Here is a 13536-nt window from a genome sequence, read left to right as displayed (position 1 = left end):
ACGAATTCGAGGATTTTGAAATGTCCACAATGTTACGTCCGGCCCTGAGCCTGCTGGTGCTGATGACCCTGGTCACCGGCGTTGCCTATCCGCTGGTAGTTACGGGCGTCGCGCAAGTCGCCTTCCCCGAGCAGGCCAACGGCAGCCTGGTGCGCGATGCCGAAGGCAAGGTGCGCGGCTCCTCGCTGATCGCTCAGGATTTTGTCGGCGATGCCTGGTTCCATCCGCGTCCATCGGCCGGTGCCTTTGCCACCGTGTCGAGCAGTGCGAGCAACCTGTCGCCAAGCAATCCGGCACTGGCCACTCGGGTGATTGACGACGCCAACAAGCTGCAGGTGCCCGGTCAGGGCCCGGTGCCGCTGGCGCTGCTGACCACCTCCGGCAGTGGTCTCGATCCGCACTTGCCACCGCAGGCGATTGCCTATCAACTGGCGCGTGTTGCAGCCGCGCGTAATGTGCCGGTAGCGACTTTGCAGCAACTGCTCGACGCGCACATCGAACAGCCGTTGGTGGGCCCGCCGGTGGTGAATGTGCTGGCGCTGAACATGGCGCTCGAGAAGCTGTAAATCGCGATGACATCAGGAAGAGAGAGCTTCAAGCATGAGTGACTCCGGCCGCGCCGACGCGCTGTTAGCAGACTTGCCCCGCGACGGACGCGGCCGGCTCAAGGTTTTCCTCGGCGCCGCGCCGGGCGTGGGCAAGACCTACGCGATGTTGCAGGCGGCCCACAGCCAATTGCGCCAGGGCGTGAAAGTCATCGCCGGGGTGGTCGAAACCCACGGCCGTGCCGAAACCGAAGCGCTGCTCGGGGGCTTGCCGCAACTGCCGCTGGTGCGCTCGGAATATCGCGGCGTGACGCTCGAAGAAATGGACCTCGATGGCCTGCTCGCCGCCAAGCCGAAACTGGTGCTGGTCGACGAACTCGCCCATAGCAACGCTCCCGGCAGTCGTCACGCCAAACGCTGGCAGGACATTCAGGAACTGCTCGCCGCCGGCATCGACGTGTACACCACGGTCAACGTCCAGCACCTGGAAAGTCTCAACGATCAGGTGCGGGGCATCACTGGTGTGCAGGTACGCGAAACCCTGCCGGACTGGGTGTTGCAGGAAGCCTACGAACTGCTGCTGATCGACCTGCCGCCCCGCGAACTGCTCGAGCGCTTGCGCGAAGGCAAGGTCTACGTGCCGGAGCAGGCACGCGCCGCGATCGATGCATTTTTTACCCAGACCAACCTCACCGCGCTGCGCGAACTGGCGATGCAGACCGCTGCCGCGCAAGTCGATAACGATCTCGCTCAGGGCTATCGTCAGCTTGGCCAGGCCGCGCCAGCGGTGCGCGGGCGCTTGCTGGTCGGCGTCGATGGCGATGCCCAGGCCGAACGGCTGGTGCGTCACGCCAGTCGCGTCGCCCAGCGACGGCATTTGCCGTGGAGTCTGGTGCACGTCGACAACGGCAGCGTGCGTGACGAGCAATCGCGCCTGCGCCTGCAAAGCGCCCAGCAACTGGCCGAACGCCTCGGCGGCGACGTGGTGCTGCTGCGGGCCGGCGAGGTGGCGAAAACCCTGATTCAGCATGCGGCGGAACGGCGGGCGAGTCTGGTGCTGGTGGGCCAGTCGCGGCCGCGTCTGCGCAGGCGTTTGTTCGGTGGCGGGCTGGCGGCACGTTTGCTGCGTCAGGCCCATGGTCTGGAAATCAATGTGCTGGACAGTGATCAGGAGCAGCATCAGCCGCGCCCGCGTGTCGCGCCGACGCTGGTGTGGTTCGACTACGCGCTGGCGCTGGTCGCGACGCTGTTGGCCAGTGCACTGGCGTGGGCGGTGTCCAGCGTGCTGCCGTTGCCGAATATCTCGCTGGTGTTTCTTGCGGCAGTGCTTCTGGTGGCGGTGCGCAGCAGTCTCGGCCCGGCGCTGGCCTGTGCGGCGTTGTCGTTTCTGACGTATGACTTTCTGTTCATCCCGCCGAATTTCTCGTTCAGCATCCAGCGCGAAGAAGACGTGCTGACCTTGCTGTTCTTCCTGCTGATGGCGGCGCTCACCGGCAACCTGGCAGCCCGTCAGCGGCGGCAATTGCAGGCGCTGCGCGATACCCAGGAAGAAACCACCGAACTGCTCGACCTATCGCGCAAACTCACCGCCGCCACCGACCGTCAGGCCGTGGTCAGCGCCGCAGCCCAACACCTCAATGGCTGGAGCGATCTGCAGCTGTGCCTGCTCAATCGCGACGGGCAGGGCGGCTGGAAAGTCGAAACCGGCGGGCCATTGCAGTTCACTGAATCCGAACGCGCCGCCGCCGACTGGGCCTGGCAACACGATCAACCGGCGGGCATGGGCACCGGCACGTTGCCGTTCGGGCGCTGGTGGTGGTGGCCACTGTCGGTGGAAGACGGGCCGCTGGCGCTGCTCGGTGTGTGTGCCAAGGAGGGCCAGACCTTGAGCGGTCAGCGTCGTCGTTTGTTGACCGCGTTGAGCCAGCCCCTGGCTCAAGCACTGGCCCGGGCGCAACTGGCCGATGACCTGGAAGCCGCGCGCCTGCACGGCGAAACCGAACAACTGCGCAGCGCCTTGCTGGCCTCGGTGTCCCACGATCTGCGCACGCCGCTGACCTCGATGCGCGGCAGCATCGACAGCCTGCTGGCGCTCGGCGAAGCGATCCCGCTGGAGGATCGCCGCGAGCTGCTGGAAGGCACCCGCGATGAAGCCGAGCGCCTCGACCGCTACATCCAGAACCTGCTGGACATGACCCGTCTCGGCCACGGCGCCCTGAAGCTGGCGCGGGACTGGGTGTCGCCGGCGGACATCGTCGGCAGTGCGCTCAATCGTCTGCGGGCGGTGCTGTCGTCGTTGCAAGTGAGCACCGATGTACCGGCCGAGTTGCCGCTGTTGTACGTGCATGCCGCGTTGATCGAGCAGGCGCTGGTGAACGTGCTGGAAAACGCCGCCCGATTCTCGCCATCCCACGGCCGTCTGCAACTGCGCGCCGGGGCGGATGACAGCGGAGTGTTTTTCTCGGTCAGCGACGAAGGGCCGGGGATTCCGGTGGATGAGCGGGCGAAGATTTTCGACATGTTTTACACCGCTGCCCGAGGTGATCGTGGTGGTCAGGGCACCGGCCTTGGGTTGGCGATCTGTCAGGGCATGGTCGGCGCCCATGGCGGGCGGATCAGTGTCGGCGACGGCATCGACGGGCGCGGCACTTGCATCACCCTGCACCTGCCGTTGCAGACGCAACCGGGGATGGACGGTGAAGCCTGATCCGCGCTGCGCTACTCTCTTGCCACTCTTTTGTGTTGATGTGAATTCATGAGCCAGACCGCGACCATTTTGGTCATTGATGACGAACCGCAGATTCGCAAGTTCCTGCGCATCAGCCTCGCTTCCCAGGGCTACAAAGTGCTGGAGGCCGGCACCGGCGCCGAGGGCCTGGCCCAGGCGGCGCTGAACAAACCGGATCTGCTGGTGCTCGACCTCGGCCTGCCGGACATGGACGGCCAGCAAGTGCTGCGCGAGTTTCGCGAATGGGCCACGGCGCCGGTGCTGGTGCTGTCGGTGCGCGCCAGCGAAGGACAGAAGGTCCAGGCGCTGGATGGCGGGGCCAATGACTACGTGACCAAGCCGTTCGGCATTCAAGAGTTTCTCGCCCGGGTGCGCGCGTTGTTGCGTCAGGCACCGGCCGGGGAAGCGCAGCAGGCCGCGTTGAATTTCGGCCCGCTGACCGTGGACCTGGCGTATCGCCGGGTGCTGCTGGACGGCGTTGAAGTTGCCCTGACCCGCAAGGAATACGCAGTGCTGGCGCAACTGGCGCGGCATCCGGGGCGGGTAATCACCCAGCAGCAATTGCTCAAGGACATCTGGGGCCCGACTCACACCGAGGACAGCCACTACCTGCGGATCGTGGTCGGGCATTTGCGGCAGAAGCTGGCAGACGATCCGACCCGGCCACGCTTTATCGTGACCGAGGCGGGTGTCGGTTATCGGTTGTTGAGCGAGAGCAGTCTTTAGTTCTGCTCGCTCTCGTAGCGATCCAGCGTATCCCGGGCAATCTCCCGGCCCAGCGCGATCAACTCGGGCGCCTTGTAGAACTCGAAGAACCGGCATACCCGCTTCGGCACGTTGATCAGGATGTCCGGCGGATACCCGGCGATCTTGTACTGCGCCAGCGAGGTCTGCATCACCTCGAAACTCTGGTTGATCAGATCGAGCAAAGAAGCCGGCCCGACGTTATCGACGATGAACGATCCGGTGGCGGATTTCGGTGCGCCGTCGCGTTCAGGCGCGGCGGCCGGTTGCTGGGCTTCCGGCTCGGCGCTTTCGATCCACGGATTGATGTCCGCGGCTTCGGCACGCAATGCTTCCTGTTCCAGCAACAGCAATTGCTCGGCCTGTTTGCGGCGAAACGGCATCTTCGAGCCCAGTGAACTGATCAGACTGTCGAAGCGCGTGCGGAACGCGGCGGGCCGCTGGATCACCGGCAATTTGTAATGGCGCTGGTTGGTCGAGTTGAGGTTGACCGCGATGATCAGGTCGCAGTGGCTCGACACCACCGGCACGATCGGCAACGGGTTGAGAATGCCGCCGTCCACCAGCATCCGGTTGCCCTGCATCACCGGAGTGAACAGGCTGGGAATCGCCGCCGAGGCGCGCATGGCCTGATGCAGACAGCCTTCCTGAAACCAGATTTCCTGTTGGTTGGTGAGGTCGGCGGCCACCGCCGTGTAGGGGATGCGCAGGTCTTCGATGTTTATCTCGCCGACGATCTTGCGGATCTGGCCGAAGACTTTTTCGCCGCGGATCGCACCGAGGCGGAAGCTGACGTCCACCAGGCGCAGCACGTCGAGGTAATCCAGGCTTTCGATCCAGTTGCGGTACTCGTCGAGCTTGCCGGCGGCGTAGATTCCGCCGACCACGGCCCCCATGGAACAGCCGGCAATACAACTGATGTCATAGCCCCGTCGTTCGATCTCTTCAATGACCCCGATATGGGCATAGCCCCGGGCGCCACCGGAGCCCAGCACCAGTGCGACACGCTTTTTCATCAAACTTCCTCCCGACAAGGTTGCACAATGCACCCATCGAGGGCCGGGCTTCAATCGCCGGGGTCGCTCGGGGCGGCGATGGCGTCGTTTTTTCGATACTTCATGACCCGTCGGCGTTATCTTGGCCGTGCAGCGCAATGGCGGGGCACAAGGCACTTTTTCGCTGGCGCACCGTCTTACCTGCACGACTGTTGACCTATCTTTGAGGTGTGAGTGATGAAAGCCTGGATCTGTGTGCCGTTGATGGCTCTGGCATTGGCCGGTTGCGCCGGCAAGACCGCTTACCGCGACAGCTGCGGCAGCCAACTGGACGCGGCGTGGCATGAACTGGATCTGGCCAAGGCCGAAGGTTTCGCCGGTACGGTCAGTTACTCCAAGGCGTTGTCTTTGCTGACAGCCGCCAAAACCCAGCAGCAATTCGAGGGCTTCGAAGGCTGCACCAAGAAAGCCGAAAAAGCGCGTTTCTACATTCGCGAGTCCCGCGCCGGGCGCTAAGCTGCTGACGTAGCGCAAGGGCAGGTCGCTTGCGCCGGCGCACACTCGTGCAAAGTCATTGAATTCAGGAGCAAGCGATGTCTGCGTTGGTTGATCGGCTGGTGGCCCATGTCCTGAGCCTGGAAGTGCGGCTGCTGGCCTGTCAGGCGCGTCTGACCGCGCGGACCGACCCTGAAGCGCTGCACGACCTGCGCACCACCGTACGGCGCTTGCGCAGTCTGTTGCGACCGTTGCGCGGCTTGCCCGGTGTCGAACAGCTGGAAAGCGCGGCGGCCTGCGTCGGGCAACTGACCACGCCGTGGCGCGACCGCGAGGTGCTGGCGGCCTGGCTGATCAAACATGATCAGCCGGAAGCTGCACAGCGCCGGATGGCGCAAATGACCGAGGCGTACCCGACGCTGGCGGCCAGCGCCGAAGTGGCGTCGCTGCTGATGATCCTCGATGCCTTTCCGCGTTTCCTGCGCGCGTCCCAGCGCCAGGGATTGCTCAAGCGCCTGGACAAGCGCATTGAAAAACGTCTGGGCAAACAATGGAAGAACCTCGACGTGGCGCTGCACGATCCGGCCCACGACCGTCATCGCCTGCGTCTGCTGATCAAGCGCGTGCGTTACGGCATCGAGGCCTACCCGGAACTGGATCGTCTGCCGGAAGCCGCATTGTCCCGTTTGAAATCCGCACAAGGTGCCCTCGGTGACTGGCACGATTGCTGGCAATGGCTGGCCCGCGCCGAGCTGGAGCCGGATCTGCAACCCTGCGTCGCCACCTGGCAGGCGACCATGGCCAAGGCCGAAATCAAGGCCGACCGGGTGCTGGAAAAACTCAGCGCGGCCTGCTTCAGGTCCTGAAACCCGCTGGCGCGCAGCACCGCTGTCTTATCTGTCAGTCTCTTTGACCGGAATGGATGCTGCGCCGCTCTGCCGTGCTGGTTAAGATCCGGTCATTCCCTTTTTCGTGTCCGAGGTTTCCATGCGCTTTTGCGATCTGATCGATGCTGTCCGTCGTCAACCGGAGGTCACGATTCCGGCGGAGTGGGGCCAGGGCCGGGCCAGTTTCGGCGGCTTGGTGGCCGCGCTGCAGTTTGAAGTGATGCGTACCAGGGTGCCTGCCGATCGGCCGGTGCGTTCGCTGGCGATCACCTTTGTCGGCCCGGTTGAGCCCGAAGTGCCGGTGAGCTTTGAAGTCGAGGTGCTGCGCGAAGGCAAGGCAGTCAGCCAGGTGCTGGGGCGCGCCGTGCAGAACGGTCAGGTAGTGACGATGGTGCAAGGCAGCTTCGGGGCCTCGCGTCCGTCGGAAGTGGCGGTTGAAGCGTATCCGGCACCCGAGATGAAACACTGGGACGACTGCCAGGAACTGCCTTACATCAAAGGCGTAACCCCGGAGTTCATGCGTCATCTGGCGATGCGCTGGAGTGTCGGCGGCATGCCGTTCACCGGCAATCAATCGCGGCTGATGGGCGGCTGGGTGCGTTTGCGTGGGGATGTGAAGGAAGAGCCGGTCAACGAGGCGCATCTGCTGGCGCTGGTCGATGCCTGGCCACCCGCGCTGTTGCCGTACCTGAAGAAACCGGCACCGGGCAGCACCCTGACCTGGACCATCGAATTCGTTCAGCCGTTACAGGATTTGAGCACGCTGGACTGGTGCCAGTATCTGGCGGACATCGAGTATGCGGCTGACGGTTACGGTCACGTCGCCGCCAAGCTGTGGAGCGCGAAGGGTGAACTGATTGCCATGAGTCGGCAGACGGTGACGATCTTCGCCTGACTCAATGGCGGCGATGGCGTTCACGCCAGGCGCGAAACCAGCCGCCACTGAGGAAGAACCGCGGAAACGTCAGAAACTGCTCGACCAGCAGCCGCGAGACGGCGTCCTTGCGATCACTGAACGGCTCGGAGGCTTGCGCCTCCAGGCTGTGACCATGGCGCTGCAGACCCAGCGCCGCGATGATGCCGATCACGCCGATCGCCACGCTGGCCAGACTCAGGCTGAACACACCCGAGACGATCAACAGAAACGCGACGATGAACAGCGGCACGGCAATCAGGTGCAGCACCAGATTGGTCGGGTGCTGATGGTTGTTCGGGTACGCGCGCCATTGCCACGCGGGAAGGTTGGGGTGACGTTTGCCCATGTTGCTGCTCCTCGATCCATGTTCGTTCGGTACATGGTTGAAGAATAGGCCGGGGCAGTGAGGGCGGCGAATCAAGGTTGGCTATTGAAGTGATAGGGACAATGGTCTTATTTGATGCTGTTTCTGCTGACGCCATCGCGGGCAAGCCCGCTCCCACACGGGATTGTGAACGCCGCTGAGTCTACTGTGGGAGCGGGCTTGCCCGCGATGAGGCCCTTAAAGTTTCAACTGCCCAATCGCCTTGTTCAGTTCCCCGGCCAGCGTCGCTAACTCGTTACTGGTGGTCGCCGAATCCACGGTCTGTTGCACGGTGTTTTCGGTCACGTCGCGAATGCTCACCACCGCGCGGTTCATCTCCTCGGCAACCTGACTTTGCTGTTCCGCCGCCACCGCAATCTGCGTGTTGCTCTCACGCATCTGCGCCACCGCACCGGTGATTTCCGCCAGTGCTTCTCCCGCCTCTTGCGCCTGCTGCACGCAGTCGTCGGCCTTGTACGAACTCTCCTGCATGAAGTCCACCGCATCGCGGGTGCCCGCCTGCAACGCCGAGACCATGGTGGTGATTTCATCGGTGGAGGTCTGCACACGTTTGGCGAGGTTGCGCACCTCGTCGGCGACCACCGCGAACCCGCGACCCATTTCCCCGGCACGGGCCGCTTCGATCGCGGCATTGAGCGCCAGCAGATTGGTCTGCTCGGCGATGCTGTGGATCACGCTGACCACGCCGTTGATCTTCTGGCTGTCCTCGGCCAGGCGCTGGATCATCTCGGCAGTCTGCTGCACGCCGCTGGACAGACCGGCAATCGAATGCTGGACGCGGGTCACCACTTGCTGGCCGCTGCCGGCCAGGCCATCGGCGGTCTGCGAAAGGTCGCGTGTGGCGCCGGCGTGCTGGGCGATGTGGTAGACGGTGGCGGTCATTTCGTTGATCGCCGTGGCGGCCTGATCGGTTTCGCTCTGCTGGCCGAGCATGCCGTGACGGACTTCGTTCATGCTCGACGCCAGTCGCGCGGCGCCGACGTCCAGTTGCCGCGCAGTGTTGGCCACGGTGGTCACCACGCGCTGATAACCGGCCTGCATCGCATTGAACGCGTTGGCCATCTGCCCGACTTCGTCCTTGCAGGCCAGTGGCACCCGGGCGGCGAGGTCGCCGGTTTTCTCCACGTGCAGCATCACGTCCTTGAGGGTATTAAGCTGACTGAGCAGAAAGCGGATCAGCAATTGCGAGGCACCGAGCATCGCCAGCATCAGGATGAATACTGCCACCGCATAGTTGGCGAAGCGCTCGCTGAACACCTGGCTGAGGCTGGGGGCGTAGGCGATCACGGCGACTTGCTGGCCATCGGCGCGGCTGAAGACCTCGGCGCCGAGCAGCGGGTTTTCACCAAACAATGGCAAGTGACTGATCTCGATCCAGCCGCTGCTGTCGGTGATTTCCAGCAGCGGTTGATCGTTGAGGCGCGGCGCTTCACCGCGTTTGAAGGTCAGTACCTGATCGGATTTGGGCAGCGCCTGCCCGACCGGCCAAGCCTTGAGCAATTGCGCCTGGGCCTGGGCCGAGGTTTGCGCGGCATGGCTGCGGGCCTGTTGTTCGAGCTGCACGGCGTACAGCACCAGCAACAGGGTGGTGACAAAGGCGACCGCGTTGACCGCCCAGAATTTGTATTTCAGCGAGATATTGCTAAGCCAGGCACCCATGGAGGTCTTCTCTGATAGCGGAAACAGTTTTGGCAAGGTGCCATTATTGTGCCGCTACCCAGGTGCCCGGTTCTTGATGTGCATCAACAACCGATGCATCTGCCTCTTTCAGGGCAGGGTAGGTAAACCGTAGAACGCCCGCGCGCAGGCGGTGGTGTGGGCCGCCAGGTCTGCTTCGGTTTCGCCTCGATGCAACGCGACCTCGCGTAACACCTCAGTCAGATACGCCGGCTCGTTGCGCCCGTTTTTCGGCTTTGGCCGCAGTGTGCGCGGCAGCAGGTACGGTGCATCGCTTTCCAGCATCAGGCGACCGCGCTTGATCTCCTTCACAAGCGGATGCAAATGCGTGCCGCGACGCTCGTCACAGATCCAGCCGGTGATGCCGATGTGCAGGTCCAGGTCGAGGTAACTGAACAGCGCTTTCTGCTCGCCGGTGAAGCAATGCACCACGGCGGCGGGCAAGCGGTCGCGGAAGTCACGGAGGATTTCCAGCAGGCGCTGGCTCGCATCACGCTCATGCAGAAACACCGGCAATTGCAGTTCGGCCGCCAGGGCCAGATGTTCTTCGAGGACTTTTTCCTGCTGCGGGCGCGGCGAGAAATCGCGGTTGAAATCCAGTCCGCATTCGCCCACCGCCACCACATTCGATTCCTGCAGCAGGCTGCGCAGACGCCGTGCGCTGTCGGCATTCCAGTCGCTGGCCGAATGCGGGTGAATGCCGGCGGTGGCGAACAGTCGCTGGCCGTCCGGATCCAGTTGCTGGCACAGCTCCAGCGCCTGTTCGCTGCCTTCGACACTGGTGCCGGTCAGCACCAGTTGGCAGACCCCGGCCGCGTAGGCGCGGTCGAGCACGGCCTGGTGTTTGTCGGCGAAACTGGGGTTGGTCAGGTTGACGCCGATATCGATGAGTTGCATGGTGCTACCTCGGGCCGAAGGCCGGAAAGCATATCAGAGCTGTAGATTTATAAGAAAAGCCAAGAACTACAACGGCTTATGGCTGTCTGTTGAGGCCGCGTAGCAGGCCGGGTTGGCAGAATTGCCATCACTGTGCCAGTCTCTCGCACTTTATCAGCGCTCCAGGCGCTCTGTTTTCGTCGGTGTTTTACGACCGCTCAGCGGTGAAAACGCCCCGTATTCTTTCCGGAGAGTGGATGGTTCGTCCCTCGGTTTTGCTCCTGCTGTGTGGTTCGCTGCTGTTGCCGATGACGGCGGTCGCGCGGCTGCCCGGACCACTGCAAGCCGTGCCGGCCGCCAAGGTTCGCGACCTGACCGAAATCCGCAGCAGCCGCGTCTTGCGGGTGCTGGTCAACCAGAGCCGCAACAGCTCCGGCGAAGTCCAGGGTCAGGCCATCGGCATCGAATACCACCGGCTGCGCGCCTTCGAGCAATACCTCAACGGCCACGCCCGCGACGGCCAGGAAATCACCCTCAAGATCATTCCCAAAGCCAAGGATCAATTGCTCGGCGCGTTGCAGCGTGGCGAAGGCGATCTGGTGGCGCCGGGCGAACTGCTCGAGCTGCAACCGGGCCACGCCGTCGCCAGCAGCGAGCCGATCGCAAGCAACGTGCCGCTGGTGCTGGTCGGCATCAAAGGTGAAAAGCGCTACACCAAGGTCGAACAACTGGCCGGCAAAACCCTGGCGCTGCCCACCGGCAGTGCCGCGGGGGAGGCGGTCAGTCAGCTCAACCAGAAGCTGGCGCTGCACAAACTGGCGCCGATCAAGATCGAATGGGTCGATCCGACGCTGGCGGTCGAGGATGTGCTGGAAATGGTCCAGGGCGGGATCTTCCACCTGACCATCGTCGAACAACCGATTGCCGAGCGTTGGGGCAAGATCCTGCCCAAGTTGCGTTTCGACCGTCAGGTGATGATCAGCGAACCGGGCGAGGAATACTGGTTCGTGCGCCGTGATGCCTCGATGTTGCGGGCGAGCATCGACCGCTTCCTCACCGGCTACAAGAAGCCGGCGAACGAAGATGCGGCCTTCCTGCGGATCTACCGCCGTCTCTATCAAGTGCACTATCCGTTGGCCAAGGCCGATCGCCAGCGGCTGGAAAAACTGCGACCGACCCTGCAGAAGCACGCCGAAGCGCAAAACATGGACTGGCTCAACCTGGCGGCGCTGGCCTTCAAGGAATCGGCGCTGCAGCCCAACGCGCGCAGCGGCAGCGGGCCGACCGGGCTTATGCAGATCACCCCGTCGGCGGCACAGCGGGTTGGCGTCAACAACATCCAGAATCTCGATGCGAATGTGCAGGCCGGTGCCAAGTACCTGGCGATGATCCGCCGCAAGTTCTTCAACAGTCCGAAACTCAATGAGCGCGAGCGCATGGCGTTCACTCTTGCGGCTTACAACATCGGCCCGGAACGGGTGCAAGGCATGCGCGCCGAGGCGCGGCGTCGCGGCCTGAATCCCAACCAGTGGTTCTTTCAGGTCGAGCGCATCGCCATGGAGCAGGTGGGAATGGGCGCCGTCAGCTATGTTAATAGCGTGAACAAGTATTACTTGGCGTTCGACCGGGAGCGGGAGTCGTTGGAGCCCGGGGGGCAGAAAGTTGTCTCACGAAAATGATCAAATAAATTGATTGTTATGGCGGAATTTTTGCGCTTTTAACATGAAAATAACTGATTAATATAGCGGCCAACCAACAAGCACTTCTGACAACAAGGAAACGCAACATGAGCTCTCTGATCAACAAGGTTCTGTTCACCCGCGCCGGCTACGGTCTGACCATTCTGCGCATTGCCGTCGGCGTGATCTTCGCTGCCCACGGCTCGCAGAAACTCTTCGGTCTGTTCGGTGGCTACGGTCTGGCAGGCACCGCGCAATACATGGAAAGCATCGGCCTGACCCCGGGTTACCTGATGGCCACCCTGGCCGGCGGTACCGAGTTCTTCGCCGGTCTGGCGCTGATCATCGGCCTGCTGGTTCGCCCGGCGGCGCTGGGTCTGACCTTCCTGTCGCTGGTGGCGATCTTCACCGTGCACATCAGCAACGGTCTGTTCATGGCCAACAACGGTTACGAGTTCGCTCTGGCCCTGCTCGGCGGTAGCCTCGCGGTGCTGATCGAAGGCGCCGGCAAGCTCTCGGTGGATCGCGCCATCGCCGGTTGACCGCTCTGGCTCAAGCAAAAGGCCCGCATTCTGCGGGCCTTTTTTGTTGCGGCTGATTCTTGACACTGGCCGGTCACGTTCTCTAGGATGCCGCTCATGCGCCGATTTAAACAGCTACTTGCGGGGCGCCAGGTGACTATTCTTCAGTTGCCGTCAGAAGCCGGAACACGGCTTCGAAATACCGCTAAAGCGCTGGTTCGGTGTTGCCTCTCACCTGCCATGCAGACTTTTGAGGCAGAGACACGACACGATGAATGCACTACGCCCTCCAGCACGTCCCGCGCCGATCACGGCACACATCACCCAGCGCAATCCGAAAATCCTGCTTGGCGGCAAACATCAGCCGACGCTGTTGCGTTATCTCGATGGCTGGCCACGTCGCAGCGGTGGTCCTGCCGCATTCCTGATCCAGTTCGTTGAAGACGGTGAGTCGCTGGCGCGTTTTGCCGATGACAGTTTCGATTTGGCCGTCATTCAGGCCCCGAGCCGTGAAGAGGCGCCGGAAATGATTCGCCAATTGACCCGCGTCGCACGCCAGGGCCTGATCACCCGGCGCTGAGCGTCAGGGATATTCGATCGCCACGATGTAGACGAACTGTTCGCCGGTTGGCGTCTGTACCCGAACTTCGGCATCCAGCGCCTTGCCGATCAAGGCGCGGGCCAGCGGTGAGTCGATGCTGATCAGGCCGAGTTTCAGGTCCAGCTCGTCCGGGCCGACGATGCGATAGCGCGACTGTTTGCCGTCTTCGTCTTCGATGGTCACCCACGCGCCGAAGTAGACCTTGTTCGGATCACTGGGTTTTTCGCTGACCACTTTCAACGCCTCAAGGCGTTTGGTGAGAAAGCGCACGCGGCTGTCGATCTCGCGCAGCATTTTCTTGCCGTAGGTGTACTCGGCATTTTCCGAACGATCACCCTGAGCCGCCGCTTCGCTGACCGACTGCGTCACCTGCGGTCGGCGCACATGCCACAGCTCATGGAATTCGGCGCGCATCCGCGCTTCACCCTCGGGGGTGATCAGTGCGGTGCCGGCGGTGCGGGGAGGGCGATAACGGCTCATGGCAACT

14 protein-coding genes are annotated in these 13536 nt (G+C 62.9%); 9 read left to right on the top strand and 5 right to left on the bottom strand.

Translation table 11 applies throughout. The annotated features are described in order from the left end of the window. Positions 1 to 20 precede the first annotated feature (20 nt). From kdpC to K3819_RS20800, 3 genes are read left to right on the top strand one after another with little or no spacing between them, the layout of a single operon-like run. A complete protein-coding gene (kdpC, locus tag K3819_RS20810) occupies positions 21 to 566 on the top strand; it encodes a potassium-transporting ATPase subunit KdpC (RefSeq protein ID WP_221397867.1) in 546 nt (181 codons plus the stop codon). 34 nt (positions 567 to 600) lie between these two features. Continuing rightward, the gene (locus tag K3819_RS20805; protein ID WP_221397866.1) at positions 601 to 3252 is read left to right on the top strand and encodes a sensor histidine kinase KdpD; all 2652 of its coding nucleotides are present in this window, start codon (positions 601 to 603) and stop codon (positions 3250 to 3252) included. 48 nt (positions 3253 to 3300) lie between these two features. Then, positions 3301 to 3999, top strand: a complete 699-nt coding sequence (locus K3819_RS20800; protein ID WP_039770498.1) for a response regulator — start codon at positions 3301 to 3303, stop codon at positions 3997 to 3999. Here K3819_RS20800 and K3819_RS20795 read toward each other — a convergent pair. Further along, positions 3996 to 5033, bottom strand: a complete 1038-nt coding sequence (locus tag K3819_RS20795; RefSeq protein WP_085612195.1) for a patatin-like phospholipase family protein — start codon at positions 5031 to 5033, stop codon at positions 3996 to 3998. The genes K3819_RS20800 and K3819_RS20795 overlap by 4 nt on opposite strands. A gap of 216 nt (positions 5034 to 5249) precedes the next feature. Here K3819_RS20795 and K3819_RS20790 point away from each other — a divergent pair, with 216 nt between their 5' ends. From K3819_RS20790 to K3819_RS20780, 3 genes are all read left to right on the top strand, one after another. After that, entirely contained in the window at positions 5250 to 5528 is a 279-nt protein-coding gene (locus K3819_RS20790; RefSeq protein ID WP_007950948.1) for a hypothetical protein, read from the top strand. A gap of 77 nt (positions 5529 to 5605) precedes the next feature. Further along, on the top strand, positions 5606 to 6373 hold the full coding sequence (locus K3819_RS20785; RefSeq protein ID WP_085612196.1) for a CHAD domain-containing protein: 768 nt from the start codon (positions 5606 to 5608) through the stop codon (positions 6371 to 6373). 121 nt (positions 6374 to 6494) lie between these two features. Further along, entirely contained in the window at positions 6495 to 7289 is a 795-nt protein-coding gene (locus tag K3819_RS20780) for an acyl-CoA thioesterase II (RefSeq protein ID WP_221397865.1), read from the top strand. A gap of 1 nt (position 7290) precedes the next feature. On the opposite strand, the gene K3819_RS20775 is transcribed toward K3819_RS20780, so the two are convergent. From K3819_RS20775 to K3819_RS20765, 3 genes are all read right to left on the bottom strand, one after another. After that, complete coding sequence (locus K3819_RS20775) at positions 7291 to 7656, bottom strand: Mpo1-like protein (protein ID WP_007950951.1); 366 nt, start codon at positions 7654 to 7656, stop codon at positions 7291 to 7293. A 216-nt stretch (positions 7657 to 7872) separates the two neighbouring features. After that, positions 7873 to 9354, bottom strand: a complete 1482-nt coding sequence (locus K3819_RS20770; protein WP_197869115.1) for a methyl-accepting chemotaxis protein — start codon at positions 9352 to 9354, stop codon at positions 7873 to 7875. Positions 9355 to 9462: 108 nt separating this feature from the next. After that, positions 9463 to 10269, bottom strand: coding sequence for a TatD family hydrolase (locus tag K3819_RS20765; RefSeq protein ID WP_127799192.1), 807 nt, complete (start codon positions 10267 to 10269; stop codon positions 9463 to 9465). A 236-nt stretch (positions 10270 to 10505) separates the two neighbouring features. Here K3819_RS20765 and K3819_RS20760 point away from each other — a divergent pair, with 236 nt between their 5' ends. From K3819_RS20760 to K3819_RS20750, 3 genes are all read left to right on the top strand, one after another. Continuing rightward, positions 10506 to 11927 (top strand): transglycosylase SLT domain-containing protein, encoded by a 1422-nt coding sequence (locus K3819_RS20760; RefSeq protein ID WP_221397864.1) that lies wholly within the window; start codon positions 10506 to 10508, stop codon positions 11925 to 11927. 107 nt (positions 11928 to 12034) lie between these two features. Next, on the top strand, positions 12035 to 12469 hold the full coding sequence (locus K3819_RS20755; protein ID WP_007950955.1) for a DoxX family protein: 435 nt from the start codon (positions 12035 to 12037) through the stop codon (positions 12467 to 12469). A gap of 250 nt (positions 12470 to 12719) precedes the next feature. Next, positions 12720 to 13028: a hypothetical protein gene (locus K3819_RS20750; protein ID WP_011335317.1), complete on the top strand. Its 309-nt coding sequence runs from the start codon at positions 12720 to 12722 to the stop codon at positions 13026 to 13028. Positions 13029 to 13031: 3 nt separating this feature from the next. Here K3819_RS20750 and greB read toward each other — a convergent pair whose 3' ends face one another. Continuing rightward, positions 13032 to 13529 (bottom strand): transcription elongation factor GreB, encoded by a 498-nt coding sequence (gene greB, locus K3819_RS20745; protein ID WP_039770483.1) that lies wholly within the window; start codon positions 13527 to 13529, stop codon positions 13032 to 13034. Between the last annotated feature and the right edge of the window lie 7 nt (positions 13530 to 13536).

The sequence above is a fragment of the Pseudomonas sp. 3-2 genome, from assembly GCF_019710535.1.
GTDB lineage: Bacteria > Pseudomonadota > Gammaproteobacteria > Pseudomonadales > Pseudomonadaceae > Aquipseudomonas > Aquipseudomonas pharyngis.
The sequence above is the reverse complement of the archived record's forward strand: the minus strand, read 5'-3'. Positions and strand labels throughout refer to the sequence as shown.

What these genes read in the sequence shown, in the direction of transcription:
- K3819_RS20775 (WP_007950951.1), bottom strand. Translation starts at nt 7,656, where the DNA reads ATGGGCAAACGTCACCCCAACCTTCCCGCGTGGCAATGGCGCGCGTAC.
- K3819_RS20790 (WP_007950948.1), top strand. Translation starts at nt 5,250, where the DNA reads ATGAAAGCCTGGATCTGTGTGCCGTTGATGGCTCTGGCATTGGCCGGT.
- K3819_RS20805 (WP_221397866.1), top strand. Translation starts at nt 601, where the DNA reads ATGAGTGACTCCGGCCGCGCCGACGCGCTGTTAGCAGACTTGCCCCGC.
- K3819_RS20760 (WP_221397864.1), top strand. Translation starts at nt 10,506, where the DNA reads ATGGTTCGTCCCTCGGTTTTGCTCCTGCTGTGTGGTTCGCTGCTGTTG.
- K3819_RS20785 (WP_085612196.1), top strand. Translation starts at nt 5,606, where the DNA reads ATGTCTGCGTTGGTTGATCGGCTGGTGGCCCATGTCCTGAGCCTGGAA.
- K3819_RS20750 (WP_011335317.1), top strand. Translation starts at nt 12,720, where the DNA reads ATGAATGCACTACGCCCTCCAGCACGTCCCGCGCCGATCACGGCACAC.
- kdpC (WP_221397867.1), top strand. Translation starts at nt 21, where the DNA reads ATGTCCACAATGTTACGTCCGGCCCTGAGCCTGCTGGTGCTGATGACC.
- K3819_RS20755 (WP_007950955.1), top strand. Translation starts at nt 12,035, where the DNA reads ATGAGCTCTCTGATCAACAAGGTTCTGTTCACCCGCGCCGGCTACGGT.
- K3819_RS20780 (WP_221397865.1), top strand. Translation starts at nt 6,495, where the DNA reads ATGCGCTTTTGCGATCTGATCGATGCTGTCCGTCGTCAACCGGAGGTC.
- K3819_RS20795 (WP_085612195.1), bottom strand. Translation starts at nt 5,033, where the DNA reads ATGAAAAAGCGTGTCGCACTGGTGCTGGGCTCCGGTGGCGCCCGGGGC.
- greB (WP_039770483.1), bottom strand. Translation starts at nt 13,529, where the DNA reads ATGAGCCGTTATCGCCCTCCCCGCACCGCCGGCACCGCACTGATCACC.
- K3819_RS20770 (WP_197869115.1), bottom strand. Translation starts at nt 9,354, where the DNA reads ATGGGTGCCTGGCTTAGCAATATCTCGCTGAAATACAAATTCTGGGCG.
- K3819_RS20800 (WP_039770498.1), top strand. Translation starts at nt 3,301, where the DNA reads ATGAGCCAGACCGCGACCATTTTGGTCATTGATGACGAACCGCAGATT.
- K3819_RS20765 (WP_127799192.1), bottom strand. Translation starts at nt 10,269, where the DNA reads ATGCAACTCATCGATATCGGCGTCAACCTGACCAACCCCAGTTTCGCC.